This is a genomic window from Pseudoalteromonas peptidolytica (genome assembly GCF_012641745.1).
In the GTDB taxonomy this organism is placed as follows: Bacteria; Pseudomonadota; Gammaproteobacteria; order Enterobacterales; family Alteromonadaceae; genus Pseudoalteromonas; species Pseudoalteromonas peptidolytica.
In genome coordinates this window covers 1-14,722 of record NZ_WEHZ01000021.1, presented here as the reverse complement: position 1 = coordinate 14,722, position 14,722 = coordinate 1, and the positions used below count along the sequence as shown (strand labels likewise).

The 14,722-nt window shown below is 40.9% G+C and carries 11 protein-coding genes and 1 pseudogene; 7 read left to right on the top strand and 5 right to left on the bottom strand.

Annotated features, from left to right (window positions below):
* Positions 1 to 35 precede the first annotated feature (35 nt).
* From F9Y84_RS14080 to F9Y84_RS14065, 4 genes are all read left to right on the top strand, one after another.
* Entirely contained in the window at positions 36 to 2,879 is a 2,844-nt protein-coding gene (locus F9Y84_RS14080) for a TonB-dependent receptor plug domain-containing protein (protein WP_128731479.1), read from the top strand.
* Positions 2,880 to 3,231: 352 nt separating this feature from the next.
* A complete protein-coding gene (locus F9Y84_RS14075) occupies positions 3,232 to 5,031 on the top strand; it encodes a tetratricopeptide repeat protein (RefSeq protein ID WP_147390720.1) in 1,800 nt (599 codons plus the stop codon).
* Positions 5,032 to 5,049: 18 nt separating this feature from the next.
* Entirely contained in the window at positions 5,050 to 6,210 is a 1,161-nt protein-coding gene (locus F9Y84_RS14070) for an aspartyl/asparaginyl beta-hydroxylase domain-containing protein (RefSeq protein WP_128732578.1), read from the top strand.
* 385 nt (positions 6,211 to 6,595) lie between these two features.
* A complete protein-coding gene (locus F9Y84_RS14065) occupies positions 6,596 to 6,874 on the top strand; it encodes an Rdx family protein (protein WP_125252550.1) in 279 nt (92 codons plus the stop codon).
* Between the two features lie 534 nt (positions 6,875 to 7,408).
* Here F9Y84_RS14065 and F9Y84_RS14060 read toward each other — a convergent pair.
* Positions 7,409 to 7,891, bottom strand: coding sequence for a GNAT family N-acetyltransferase (locus F9Y84_RS14060; RefSeq protein ID WP_147391278.1), 483 nt, complete (start codon positions 7,889 to 7,891; stop codon positions 7,409 to 7,411).
* Positions 7,892 to 8,028: 137 nt separating this feature from the next.
* Between F9Y84_RS14060 and F9Y84_RS14055 the strand changes: the two genes are divergently transcribed.
* On the top strand, positions 8,029 to 8,550 hold the full coding sequence (locus F9Y84_RS14055) for a chalcone isomerase family protein (protein WP_147391279.1): 522 nt from the start codon (positions 8,029 to 8,031) through the stop codon (positions 8,548 to 8,550).
* 2 nt (positions 8,551 to 8,552) lie between these two features.
* Positions 8,553 to 9,089: a DUF3833 domain-containing protein gene (locus tag F9Y84_RS14050; RefSeq protein WP_147391280.1), complete on the top strand. Its 537-nt coding sequence runs from the start codon at positions 8,553 to 8,555 to the stop codon at positions 9,087 to 9,089.
* A gap of 88 nt (positions 9,090 to 9,177) precedes the next feature.
* Here the strand turns inward: F9Y84_RS14050 and F9Y84_RS14045 are convergent, their stop codons facing one another.
* Both F9Y84_RS14045 and F9Y84_RS14040 read right to left on the bottom strand, forming a co-directional pair.
* Positions 9,178 to 9,645 carry a GNAT family N-acetyltransferase gene (locus tag F9Y84_RS14045; RefSeq protein WP_125252546.1) on the bottom strand — a complete coding sequence of 156 codons (468 nt, stop codon included), beginning with the start codon at positions 9,643 to 9,645 and terminating at the stop codon, positions 9,178 to 9,180.
* Between the two features lie 1,282 nt (positions 9,646 to 10,927).
* Positions 10,928 to 12,679, bottom strand: a complete 1,752-nt coding sequence (locus F9Y84_RS14040) for an ABC transporter ATP-binding protein (RefSeq protein WP_147391281.1) — start codon at positions 12,677 to 12,679, stop codon at positions 10,928 to 10,930.
* Between the two features lie 125 nt (positions 12,680 to 12,804).
* Between F9Y84_RS14040 and F9Y84_RS14035 the strand changes: the two genes are divergently transcribed.
* Positions 12,805 to 13,695: a TetR/AcrR family transcriptional regulator gene (locus F9Y84_RS14035; RefSeq protein WP_147391282.1), complete on the top strand. Its 891-nt coding sequence runs from the start codon at positions 12,805 to 12,807 to the stop codon at positions 13,693 to 13,695.
* A gap of 152 nt (positions 13,696 to 13,847) precedes the next feature.
* On the opposite strand, the gene F9Y84_RS14030 is transcribed toward F9Y84_RS14035, so the two are convergent.
* Both F9Y84_RS14030 and F9Y84_RS14025 read right to left on the bottom strand, forming a co-directional pair.
* A complete protein-coding gene (locus F9Y84_RS14030; protein WP_168756767.1) occupies positions 13,848 to 14,558 on the bottom strand; it encodes a LamG domain-containing protein in 711 nt (236 codons plus the stop codon).
* 22 nt (positions 14,559 to 14,580) lie between these two features.
* A pseudogene (locus F9Y84_RS14025) lies at positions 14,581 to 14,722 on the bottom strand (ISAs1 family transposase); the annotation flags it as partial.

Genomic DNA, 14,722 nt, shown 5'->3' with positions numbered 1-14,722 from the left:
GTATCAAAAACAAAACATACTAATCAGGGGATATCATGAAGCAATTTAAGCGTTCTAAAGTGAGCATGCTTATCACTTCTGCGTGTCTGATAGGCGGAAGCTTAGGCTTGCAAGCATCAGCAGAAGAAGCAAACGACGGTGCAGTAGAAGAAGTAGAAAGAATTTCGATTACGGGCTCTCGTATTCAACGTGTGGCGTTAACAGCTAAGACACCGGTTATCGAATTAGACGGTACAGAGTTTGCTATGTCTGGAAACCTCAACGTCGAACAGAAGCTTGCTGAGCTGCCGCTAACCGTACCTTCTTTTGGACCAAGCTCCAATAACCCTGGTGATGGTACCGCTCGAGTTGACTTGCGTGGTCTGGGTGATGAGCGTACCTTGGTTTTGGTAAATGGTCGCCGCTGGGTTCCAGCAACACAAACAGGGGTAGTTGACTTAAACACCATTCCTGCTTCTTTGATTGAAGGTGTAGATATTATTACCGGTGGTGCTGGTGCGGTATACGGTTCTGACGCACTTGCTGGTGTTGTAAACTTCCGTTTGAAAGACGATTTTGAAGGTGCTGAAATTTCAGCGCTGTATGACATCACAGAAGAAGGTGATGGTGAAAAATTCAACACAGACCTAACTATTGGTGGTAATTTTGCGGACGATAAGGGCAATGCAACAGTATATATCGGTTACGCAAAGCGCGAATCTATTTTCCAAGGTGATAGAGACTTTACCAGTGTAACACTAACGGAAGGTGAAAATGGCTTAGTTCCTGGTGGTTCATCAGGTATTCCTGGCACTCGTATATTTGCAGGCCCAACTTTACCTAATGGTGATACATTAGGACGTTTTGGTCCAAATGGCGAAGGCTTACCTTACACATCAGCAGACGCATTCAACTATGCACCAGATAACTACCTTCAGTTGCCTCAAGAGCGTTTAACGCTTAACTCCTTTGCACATTATTACGTGAACGACGATACACGTTTATACAGTGAACTGTCCTTCATCCGTAATGAGGTACCTTCGCAACTAGCACCTACACCAGCTTTTGTAAACAATCTTGTAGTCAACCCTGATAGTCCATTCTTTGGTGCTGATGTACAAGCCGCAATGAAAGCTTTGGTCCCTGAGCTTGATGATGAAGGCGAACCAACAGGCAACATGATCAGCCAGTTAGACGCAAATGGTAACTTCACTTTTGCAACTATCGGCCGTCGTATGGTTGAAAACGGTCCTAGACAAGTAATTGACACACGTAACGCCATGCGTTTATTAGTTGGTGTTGATGGCTTTATCGGCGATTGGGCATATAACGCTTATTATAGCCGCTCAGAGCTTGACCGCTCGAACCTTTTAAATAATGACGTTTCTGAGTCTCGATTCAGACAAGCGATTTTAGTTACTGACGACGGTACTGCCTGTCAGGACCCGTCTGGTGGCTGTGCACCAATAAATATTTTTGGTGAAGGTAATATTTCGCAAGCAGCCATTGATTTCGTTAATGTTGGTGCATCTAACGTCACAAATATCAAGCAAGAAATTTTCCACTTTGATATTGCTGGTGAATTGCCATTCACAGTTCCATCTGCGGATATGCCTGTAGGCTTTGTAATTGGTTATGAGAGCCGCTTTGATGACTCAAGTTTCCGTCCAGATGAGTTTTTGGCATCTGGTGATGTACTAGGCTTCAACGCTGGTGAACCGACTGTAGGTAACTACAGTGTCGATGAAATTTTCACAGAAATTGATATTCCGTTAGTTACTGATGCTGCGTTTGCTGATGATATTACACTATGGTTTGCAGGTCGTGTTTCTGATTACTCTAACATTGGCAACGCTTCCTCATTTGCGACAACCATTAACTGGACAGTAAACGAGTACGTGTCATTCCGTGCAGGTTATCAAGAGTCAGTACGTGCACCAAATATTTCTGAACTATTCCAAGGTGCAGCTAACGGCTTCCCAAGTGCAACTGATCCTTGTAGTGTTGATGGCTTCGTAGAAGGTCAAACAGACAGAGCACTATGTGAAGCGCACGGTGTTGCTGCGTCTCAAGTAGGTGTATTTGAACAAGCAAATGCGCAAATTGAAGGTAGCTTTGGTGGTAATCCAGACCTTAAAGAAGAAACTTCTGAAACGGTTACGCTAGGTCTCGTTATTACGCCAACTGAAAATTTTGACGTAACAATTGATTACTTCGATATCACGATAGATGATGCAATTGATGTGTTAGGTGGTGGTGTAAATAATATTCTAGATGTTTGTTACAACCAGCTTAAAGACCCTAACTCAGAATTCTGTAAAGCAATCGTACGTCGTCCTGACGGTAATGTTGACTTAGTAACAGCGCTAAATGCTAACATTGCAGAGCTAGGTACTAAAGGTTATGACATTAACTTTAACTGGACAACTGAGCTTGGTTTTGGCATCGGTAATAATGGCTCGGTGCTGAACATTAACTCTAAGAACACCATTCTTGACGAGTACTTCCAAACTGCTAGTGTAGGCTTTACCGATACTGTTTATTGTGAAGGTAAGTTCGGTAACACCTGTCTTGTACCTCGCCCAGAATTCCAGAGTAATAACCGCTTCACGTGGACATCTGGTGATTTAAGCCTGTCGGCGCTAGTTCGCTACATGAGCGAAGTGGATGAAGATACGGGTACAAATACCATTGTACCTGTGTCAAAAGCCGAATGGTATGTCGATCTGAGTGCCAGCTATCACTTCAGCGACAATGTTCAAGCAACATTTGGTATTAAAAACGTGCTAGACACTGAGCCAACACCACTAGGTGATGCTCAGCAACAAGCGAATACCTTCCCTGAGCTGTATGATGTAATCGGCCCTCGTTACTTCATGAGTGCGGTTTACACATTCTAACCAGAACGTAATGTATTGAAGGGAGCTAAGGCTCCCTTTTTCATTATTTGATTTAAACTTAAGCATATTGACATGAGCCTAACTTTTCTTCACGCTTATTTTTAAAACTGTTGGTTTATTCCAACTATGCTAACGCTCTAGTCAATACGAAGAAGCAATACTCTTTTAGATTCATTAATTTCTTATGTAGCCTGATTTCGGGGTAAGAAGTTAGTTAATCAACCTTGAGCTGAGGCTAATCCTAATGTGTAAATTGGCTGAGATAGTTACAACAGGGAAAGCCGCTGTACTAATGTGTGGCGAATTCACCTATTTTGCGTGCCGAAACGACTTTTAAAATAACAACAATACAATGCAAACGAATGAAATGAACACCACGCTGAAAAACGCGCTCAATCACATTCAAGCAAATCAGCCAAGTCAGGCTTTATTTATGCTTGAAAAATTTGCCCATTCCAACCACCCAGACATTCACTACCTTATTGGTATTTGTCATAAAGCCCAAGAAAACTGGCCTCTAGCTATTTCATCTTTAAGCACCGCGTATAAGTTATCCCCCCAAAAATCAGAAATCCTAAGCCATATTGCTAAATGCTACTGGTTATCGGCCCAATATACTCAAGCCGAAGCGCATTATTTACAAATAGCGAGCAACCAGCCCACACACCAAGAAACAATAAAAAACCTTGCACTACTTTATCTTGAGCAAAATAAGTTCTCAGCTGCTGAAAAATGGGCTATGAAAGGCCAAGGTGCCGACCGTAGTGGACAGTTTACGAAAATCCTTGGAGACATACACAAAGCCCAAGATAACCTTAATGAAGCGATAAAGTGCTACTTAGCGGTACCACAAGATGCACCAGTAGCCTTTCGAGCCATTCATAATCTTGGTTTATGTTACAAGTTACAGACAAAGTTTGAGTTGGCTATCCAATGTTTTCAGTTTGTACACACACACGCGCCAGAGCAATATGAGCCACTGTACAACCTAGGCGATTGCTATTTTGCCAATGGTCAATTTCAGCTTGCACAACAAGCCTACCAACATGCCTTAAAAGTAACACCATATAATACGACAGTGCACAAAGCACTCAATGAGCTTTATTGGCAAAATGGTCAGCATGAACTATTTGCGATAAGTATAAAGGAAGCGTTGTATACGGCGACAGATAACAAACGTGAACTGACGGAGTGTTTAGCAGAGCTGTATTGGAATACTAACCAATATCAAGCATGTAAAGCTTGTATAACAAATTCAGGGGTTGCTTCTTCATCATCTCTAATGCAGACACTTCTGGGTCGCTTAGCTGCCAAAGAAGAGCGTTTTGATGATGCCTTTCAACACTTAGATAACGCCAACAAAATAACACCTGAGCATGACCGATTATGTGAGCAAGCTAAATTTGCGCTGCAGTTGGGAAATTTTGATGTCGCTAATCAATTACTTTTAAATATACTCAAACAGTGGCCAGACTCACAACTTGCGCTTGCTTGGCTGAGCGTGCTTTATCGGGCAACGGACGAGCAGAAGCACCAGCATTTATGCGATCCAAACTTTGTACTTACCACAACCCTATCAGCGCCAAAGGGTTATGACAGCAATGAAACCTTCTTACAAGAGCTTGAAGCTTGCCTAATTGCGCTTCATCAGGGAAAGCAAGCTCCCAGTGAGCAGACCTTGGTCAACGGTTCGCAAATATCGGGAGGCCTCCTAAATAGAGACATCGATATTATTGCAAAAACTAAAACACAATTATTAGCCGATGTCGATAGGTGCCTTAACCAGCTAAGTGCAGAGCAAGATCATCCTTTTCTAGCTCATTTGCATAGTGAGAGAAAAATTACAGGCTCTTGGTCTGTTAAGCTCAGTGAGCAGGGGTTTCATGTTAGCCATATTCACCCTGCAGGTTGGATAAGCGTCGTGCTATACATCAATACACCCGAAGACGATAGTAACAGCGGTCTCATTGAATTTGGCCGCCCACCATTGGCGCCACCATATGATTTTCCGCCATTCAAATCGGTCAAACCGAGGCGAGGCCAGATTGTTATTTTCCCTTCTTATTTTTGGCATGGGACGCAACCTTTCCAAGCAACAGACAGTAGTTATCGCATGACGCTACCTCTTGATATTGGCATTTTAAAAAATTAATACAGAGATAATATTTTAATGACAACTAAGCCAGCTCAAACGCTCAACATCGACGCTCTGCTAAAGCCGATTTTAAATCTTGAACCACAAACTAAGTGGCCAGCACTATTAGGTAGCTTACTATCACAGCATCAAGACAATGCTGAGTTATGCTATCGTGTCGCCGTGATTCTAGAGCAAATCGAGGCTTTCAAAGAAAGTGAAGCTGCCTATTTTCAATGCCTTGAACTCGCACCAAACAATTATTTACTGTACTTATATCTTGGCAATTTACTCGAGCAACGGGGCGAAGAACATACAGCGTTAATTTGTTACGCACTGTGTGAGAGGTTAACTGGCAATTTTAAACAACTACAGCTTCCAAAGAATATGGCGCCACAAACGGTAGAACGCTTTAAAAACGCTTGGCAGTGTATGGAGCGTAACCTCGCTGTCCCCAAAGGCTACAAAGCAGCCAGATGGGTACAGTACTCCAGCACTCCCTTTACAACACCTCAAGCACCACATTTGTTCTATGTAACGGATCTCGATGCTCGACCTATATGGCCTGCTGAAACATTTTCTTGGTATCAGGAGTTTATGGATTGTGTGCCCGACATAATTACTGAGTATAAACATGCAATTCAATCGCTTTCTTCGCATTTAACCCCTTATTTATCCGGCAAAATATATGAAAATGAATTTCCAAAGCTCGCTAATAGCGATAATTGGCAAGCGCTTTCTCTGTTTAAAGATGGTAGCGAAAACCACGCAATCTCTAGTCAGTTTCCAAAGTTAAAGCAAGCACTAGAGAATGTGCCATGCTACGGCCTAACCAATACACCTTATGAAGTATTCTATTCAAAGTTAGCAAAAGGACAGACAATTACACCACACTATGGACTTTCTAATCATAGTTTGACCGTTCACTTGGCAATTGATATACCAGACGCGTGTTACTTAGAAGTCAATGGCGAACGTGTATTATGGCAGGACAGCTCTCTTACGATATTTGACGACTCGTACTTACACATGGCACATAATGGTGGCGACAAAGACCGTATCGTCCTTATTTTTTCAATATGGCATCCGGCGCTTACCTTGGCTCAGCGCTCGGCGATTCAAGGCGAGTTCAGTACTAGGAGCGAATGGAACGCTAACCTAACAAAAAGATTAATTAATTATAAAAATAACCACTAAATTAGAAACATTCGTCACGATTTGACCACAACTCAACACAAATGGGTTGTTAACATGTAAATTTTCCGTAACTTATAGTTTGACCTTAACATTGAGGTCTCCCTGGATAATTGCGGGGGGAGTCCCCCCGTTTTTTTCTCGACATTATTATTTTCATCTCATACTTTTTACTTTCCTGCAATTTAATGTGTTACATAACTCAAGGTGTGATTAAGCTGCTAGTCAATCTATATTGATAAAAATTATGTTACTACTCACTTTACCTCACGTTCATCCTAGTATTGTTTATGACGCTCAACAGGGAGTCTGGTAAACTTACCCAAGCCAGCCTCAATGCAACTCCCAGCACAGGCACATACACAAACAATCAGAAGTAAAGTCAACTATGAATAAACCCACTATCACTATTCACTACTGCGTGCTCTGTCAATGGATGCTCAGAGCAACATGGCTAGCCCAAGAGCTGCTATCAACTTTTTCTGACGACCTTCAGCAAGTTGCCTTGGTTCCTGCGAGTAAAGGCGTATTTGAAATCTATTACGACAATACATTAATTTGGTGCCGTAAAGCTGATGGTGGTTTTCCTGAAGCCAAAATACTAAAACGAAAGGTTCGTGATTTGTTAGACCCTTCACGTGACTTAGGCCATGTCGATAAACACTGAGACACGGCATAAACATTAACGGCTTCACCTAACTGAGGGTCTCTAAGTTGGTCTGGTGATCCGTAAAAAATATCAGAACACTCATTGTATTTTATTTAACCTAAGACTGGATGAGGAATGTTTTAGCTTATTGCTTCTGCAGCACATCTTCATTCTTCTCCTTGTCTAGCCAGAGAGTTTTAGGGGAAATACCACATCCTCTCTGGCCAATGTATCAGCAGGCACTGACTGCTAGAAAGGCATTTAATTATCCGCAGCTCAGGTTACTTAATACCAATTATCTTAATTAAGTGGTCTATTTTGAGGCGAGAAAATCTTGTCGATAACACCGCTTCCGCGTCCTGCTCACGCCGAGGCACCTACGTCCTGTAGGCAAGGCAAAAATTTTTCTATTTAGTTGTTCTAAATAAGAAACCCTTAATGCGGTTAATGTCATATTTACAACTTCAAATTGAGCAGGTATTAAGTCAAATTGGTATAATATAAGATGCCCGTGAAAGAGAGCACAACTTGTCCAGCACCCAGACACCCAGACTATTCGTCTTTTGCAAAATCGAGCAACGCCTGTCCTGATAAACGATAAATAATCCATTCACTCTGGGCTTTAGCACCGATACTCTCATAAAAGTCTATTGACGGCTTATTCCAATCAAGTACTACCCATTCAAAACGACCGCACCCTTTCTCTAACGCTAACTGTGCTAAATACTTCATGATCCCTTTACCTGCCCCACTGCCACGTTTATCTTGAGAGACATACAAATCTTCGAGATATAGGCCGTGTTTACCGAGCCATGTAGAGTAATTAAAAAAGTAAACAGCAAAGCCGATAGCGACCCCTTCTGACTCGCAGATCACACTGTGTGCTCTGGCATCTGCGCCAAATAGCTTATCTTCAATTTCAGCTACGGTATTTAATACAGCATCAGGCTCTTTTTCATACACAGCCAGCTCATTGATAAAGTGTAAGATGGTTTCTGCATCTGTGATTATGGCAGGGCGAATAGAGATGTTCATTGTTACTCCAATAATCAGGTTTCACCCAGCTTAACAAATAATATGAAAAGATAACAATGAGACAAGCAAGCAACCAAAGTGAACAAAGCAGCACTTTCATACGTAAAGGTTAGCATTGTTGAAATTGGAGAAAATCAATGCGAAGGACGATCCTTTTTACTTTGTTGCTGCTACTTAGCAAGTTAGCCACTGCCAGTGAAAATGTAATAGCAAACTTTATCGAAAACCCAAAACAAGTTGGTCAAACTAGTCGCATGACATATCTTTTTTGGGATGTGTATGACGCGAGTCTTTTTGCTACCCAAGGTAACTTTTCTGCCACCCAACCATTCGCGCTCAAGTTGCAGTACCTTCGCTCATTAAATGGTGAAGACATTGCCAAACGTTCTCTCGAAGAAATGCAAAAACAAGGCTTTAATGATGCTGAGCTCGGTGATCAGTGGCTCACAATAATGAACAATATATTCCCTGATGTGAAAGATGAAACGGTGCTTCTTGGAATTAAAACAGCACAAGACCATACTCTGTTCTATCACAACAACGAATTGATAGGCGAAGTCAAAGATCCAGCTTTTACCACGTGGTTTTTTAATATCTGGCTCGGTAAAAAAACCACAGAGCCGCAAATGCGCAACGAGCTGTTAGGCCTAAGGAGATAGTTATGCGTTTAATTTTTAGTTCACTGATAATATTGTTTTTAACCGCATGTAGTACAGGAATTGAGGGGGCTAAATACACCTCACTGACGCCAAAATTTGACCCTTATGACTTCTTTTTAGGAGATGTAAAGGCCTGGGGCATAGTTCAAGACAGAGATGGAAATTTAGTACAACAGTTCACCGTAGATATCAAAGGCTCAATCAATAACAGCGGCCAGCTCGTACTCGACGAATATTTTGAGTACCTACTCGGGGACGGTGTAAAAACAAGAGTTTGGACCATTAGTAAAGAAGCTGATAATCAATATTCCGGCGTTGCTGGTGATATTCTTGATAAAGCAACCGGTGGTACATTTGGCAACGCCATGAATTGGCAATACAGAATGGATCTCCCTGTTGGAGACACGAGCTATGAGGTTAAATTTGATGATTGGATGTGGTCATTCGACCAATCAACACTCATTAATCGCTCTTATATCGAAAAGTTTGGGATTGTCATGGCTGAAGTCACTATCTTCATGCAAAAATCAAAGCCATAAAAACCACGCCAAATACGGAGCTTTAGTTTAAGTAGCATTGACAACATGGTTAACGTAATAGCGGTTACGTTAACCACTTTCCTACCATTTAGTTGCCAGTATTTAGGGATAGCGACATAAACACACTAAGTGGGTTGTCGCGATACATACCAAAACGTTCACAACGCTCAAAACCTAAAGTTTCATACAAGTTGATAGCACTTGTTTGCTTTGAACCTGTTTCTAAGCGAATAAGTGGAATTTGCGCTTCACCAGCGTAATGAAGTAAAATCTGCATAATCCGTTTGGATAGCCCCTTCCCCCTATAGCTCGGCTTTACGTACAGCCGTTTAATCTCGCCATAAAGCGTTTTATCAAACTGCTTAACGATAGCTCCACAAGCAACTATACCGTCATCATTTTGTAAACCTACAGCGTAGACATTAGGTTGATTGATCTCTTCCACCGATAAAGATTGTGCACTTGCGATTGGATATAAGCTATTCATAAGCTTATCTATTTCAGAAAACACCGACATTACTTGTGGATCATCTGATTTTAGCTGAATTAATTGCATACCTGCCTCTGAAAACTAAGGCCTATTTTATGATGTCCATATAATATGGACGATATTTTCCTAACCTGAGATTAAGGTAAAGAGGTAATAAAAACGTTGTTTTTAAAGCTCACTTTAAACAGCACTTTCGTCCACTAAAATGCGTTTTATACCAATTTACTTAAATAAACTATTTTGAGGTAAAGCAAGCATATTGATCACATCCAACCACTGCTGCTTTCGCCAACGTACTTATGCCCATTCAAGCACGGGTAAAAGTTGCTATTTAGTGGTCCCAAACAAAAAGCTTTTCACATAGTAAGCCCCAATTTTACTCCCTCAAATTGAGCAAGTAGTCTGACAGCATAACTAAGTCGTCACCTTTTGCTACCAATACAACCAGTTTGTCATGGCGGTTTGGTGTTAAAAATACGTTTACTACCCAAGCTCAGGTTTACTTTATTTGGCCAGCGTTAAACTATACCGAGTTGGGAGCAATAAGCAAATTATCGCGGCCAGAATTACACCACCAAACAATTGAATTACGTTACCCGACTAACAAAGAACCATAAGCATTTGTTTTAAATATTAAATTTGACGATATAAAAACTGTTACAAAGTGTGGAACAAGCTCAGCTGAGGTTGTTTTGTTGATTTATTGGAGCAAAGGTTTGAATCGTAAACTACGTATTCCGCCCAAGTTTACTCCAGTTTGGTTCTGTATCTAACTGTATAAGTTTAATAGAGGCACCGAAACGATGTGCTAATTTAACTATGGCGTCGACATTTGAAAAAGCTCGAGTTATATCGAGATGAAAAGCGATTGGAGGTGTACTCTACGCGGCATTTTAGGTAGCTTCTACACATTAAGGAAAATGCAAAAACGTAAACACTAACAACAACACGGTCATGAGCAGCACAAGAGGTAATGATGTACGTGAATTGGGGTGTAAAGTTTTACGAGACATAAGCAAACCTATACGTATCAATTAAATAGCTTACCCTCCTGGTGATTCCTCCCTTTACAACCAGCCGAAAAATATGAACTTGTTTAACTCATAAAAATATTCAAGTTAAAATATACCGTACCTACTACAGCAACTTTAATCTAAGGCAGAGGTTGTTTATCACGTTAACTGTATTACAAACCACCAAAAAGAACCAACACTAAAATAAAAATTAATACAAAATAATTACCAAATACTAAAGTAGAGTGATGCCCCCTCAAAAACAAACGCGAAAGCTTTGTTATAGTAAGGGGGCAGATGTGTATTCGCAGTTTAATTACAAACAGGTACACAGCTTAAGAGCAAGCTACAGTGATGTCCCTGTTTGTTTTTAATCCGAACTGCTTACTTATCAGTTGGCTGTAAAACTCACTGCTTTGCATCAATTCATCATGCTTACCTTGTGATTCAACTTTTCCATTTTGGATTACCAAGATATTGTCAGCATCTACAACCGTACTTAAGCGGTGCGCAGCAATAATCGTAGTTCGGCCGGCTTGCGCTTTGTGTAATGCAAGTTGAATAGCAGCTTCCGTATGCGCATCAAGATTAGCTGTTGCTTCATCTAATAAAAGTACAGCTGGCTCCTTCAATAATGCTCGCGCTAACGCAATACGCTGCCTTTGCCCTCCTGATAGAGTGACGCCGCGTTCACCAACTTGAGTATCTAGCCCAACTGGCAGGGTATCGATAAAATGCTTGAGATCGGCATCAATAATAGCCTGCCTCAGTCGCTCCGGATCTGGTTGTTGCTTTGCACCATAAACCAAGTTCTCGTATATTGTCGCACACAATAGTGGGCTGTCTTGTGCCACATACCCAACTTGTGATCTAAGACTCTCTTTGTCTATCTCATTCAAATTTGAACCTGCGACTTCGATACATCCACTTTTAGCCTGATAAAAGCCCTGTAGCAATGCGAACAAAGTAGACTTACCTGCGCCAGATGCTCCAACAATGGCTGTCGTTTTTCCAGCCATGAACCTACAATTCAATGTATCAAATATCATTTTGTCATCACGGTAACCAAATGATAACTCTCTGACAATGATTGACTCATTGGTCAAACTTAATTTCACCCCCTCTTCTATTTGTAAAGGAGTAGTCAATATCTCATTGATCCGAATAGCAGCGCCTTTTGCTTTATTGAATGCGGCGACTACCATACTTAGCTGACCCATAGGTAAGACTATATTTAATAAAAACATGATAAAAGCAACAAAAGCACCAAGTGTCATCACTCCACTTGCAACGCGTGAAGCACCAAACCCTAGTACCAAAACAATAGACCCCATAATAACCAAATTGACTAATGAACCAATCGTAGCAAGTAAGAAATGCTCTTTCATTGCGGTATGATAAAGCCCATTTAACTGGCTATTATTGTGATTAATTTCAAATTCTTGCGCACATTGTGTTCTGAGTAGTCGAATATTAGAAAACAGCTCTGTTAGTCGCCCTAACAAAGATGCTTCCGTATCTTGTAGGTGCTTTGAAAGCATGGTGAGCCTCATTGAAAAAGGTAAAATCAGCATAAAGCTCACCATAACAGCCCCGAGCATTACCATCGTCATTTGCCAATCTAGAAACCATAGAATAATAAAAGACCCCAGTAATGACACCACACCAGAAAGAAATGAAACTGATTGCTCACTCACCAGATTTTCAATAATTTCTGTATCTTTCACGATACGGTTTGCAGGCTCTCCAGCCCGAGTGTTATCAAAGAATGACATCGGTAAAGCTATAATGTGGTTAAATAAATCTGCACGCAACTTGCGTTTTTGCTCATTACCGATCTTCCCCATAATATAAGTCATTACCCCAGCTAATATCGCCGAGCCTATTAGTACCGAGAGCAAAACTAGCGCTTGTTCATTGGTAAACGCCCCTGCCTCACTCAGCTTATCTAGTAGCGCTTTAGTTTGTAGCGGGACTAATAATCCTAAAAGACTAGACATCAAGGTCACTACAAAAAGTGTCGACAACAACAGCCCACTAGGCCTTGTGCGACGCACTAATCGAATTAATGATGCTGTACTATTCATATTTATATATTCCTGTTGATTTCATAGCAACATAATTGACCAAACTTCAACCTCAGTCAAATTAAAAATGACCTATTGGTCACTTTTAATTTGACTGTATACTATTTACGATTACAGGAGGCATGATGTCTGATAAGCGAAAACTAATTTTGGAGTGTGCAGAAGCACTGTTGGTTTCTGAAGGAGACTGTGCGTTTAGTATGCAAACTATCGCCGACTCCGTAGGGATCTCAAAAGGGGCTATTTATTTGCATTTCAGGTCAAAAGAAGATCTACTATTAGCTGTATTTCAAAGTCAAACCAACAACTTACTGGAAAAAATAACCACGGTTTTGAAAAACGCCACACTCACCCCCGACGAAAAGCTGCGGCAACAAATTCGCTTTCAACATGAAGATTTACAGCAATATCAGGCGATGTTTAACCTGTTATTACAAGAGGAGTCTCTAAGTTTGAACCACAGCCTACTCATGTTTTACCAAGAATTCCGCTTGACTTGGTTGACCTTACAAGTAGGGTTTTTGAGGGAGAAGTATGGTGACCAAATTCAACGCTGGGAAACCGACTTGGCGATGACGTTAGACGGAATAATCGCTAATTACCTTTCCCTTTCGGTTGTCGAGGGAATTGACTTTGACACTGAAAAGCTGGTCAATTGGGTTGTATCTTGCTTAGACTCAATCTGTACACAGCTACCAAAGCAGGGTCTACCGCCCGTATTGACCGAAAGAGATCTCCCTTCACTCAAAGAAATTGAAGCGAAAAAGCAGCAGCTACAACAACAACAAGTTCAGCAAGCACTTTCTCAGCTCAAAAATAAAGCGCAAAAGCTGAAGCTATCCGAACCAAAGCGAAAAATAGTTGAACATACCCTCACACTGTTAGAAAACCAATTACAAAATAACAACCCAGATACAATATTACTAAGAGCATTAATCGCTGGACTAAGAGATTATCGAGGCCTCAACAATGAGCGTCAATTACTCGCAGAAAGACTAGATGTAGAAGTAGTGTAGGTAATGGGATAACCAAAAATACTTATTTCTGGTTATCCCGTTAAATCACGCAGATTTATTTTTTATGAGATGAGCACCGTTTGTGCAACTAAAATTAGATATTAACTCATTTTTTTACAAATCTTCGGCTATTTTATTTCATCAGCTTCCGATTATTCGCCTTTTAACGCCGCGAGCTCCGCTTTTAGATTCAATATTTCTTGATTAAGTGTAGATATATGAACATCTTTTTGAGCACTCTCCTCTAACAGTAACATATTACTATTTTCTAGCTCTGTAATTTCTTGCTGCTGATTTTGAGTAGTATGAGTCAATTCCGAAATTGTTTTATTTAGGCTGTCATTTTCATTGACTAATGACGCCACTTTATTTTCTAAAATGTTAGATAAGTTTCTTAAATTAACAATCTGAGTACTAAGACTACTGATACTCAATTCCGCTGAGTCTAGTTGGCTCTTGCATAGTTGCAAAGTGCTTTTAGCAAAAAGACCACCTTGACTAAGTCGAGCAATTTCAGTTTCACTGAGTGCCCTACTATATATTTGAACATCATCCAACACTGATGCGCTGTGACTATATAGAGTCGACTTCTCCCACGTTGCAAACCGTAACCTTCTGCTAGTATCTGCTATTGAGCCATTCCCCACATACTCAGTACCTCTTAACTCACCGTTTCTATATAATTTTATATATTCACCTTCACGCACACCTGTAATAAAGTACCACTCATTGAGTGTAAGCGCTTCATAATCTCTCACGCTGACGGACTGCTTGTCTACTTCAACTCCAAATGTAAGTCCTTTGGAGCTTCTACCGCTACAGATAGATAAATGCCACTCATTTGTTCCCGGCTTATCTCCCAGGGGCGGAGCATACTTTGATTACTTATAAACCAAAGAGTACCTGTGCCCTAAATTTGTCGTTCCAGCCAGCGGTTTTCAATTTGCTGCGTTGACTCGGTAAGCCGCATTCACACTGCTTGAGCATATTCATTACAAAGCGCCTGAATAGGGCCATATTTTCTACC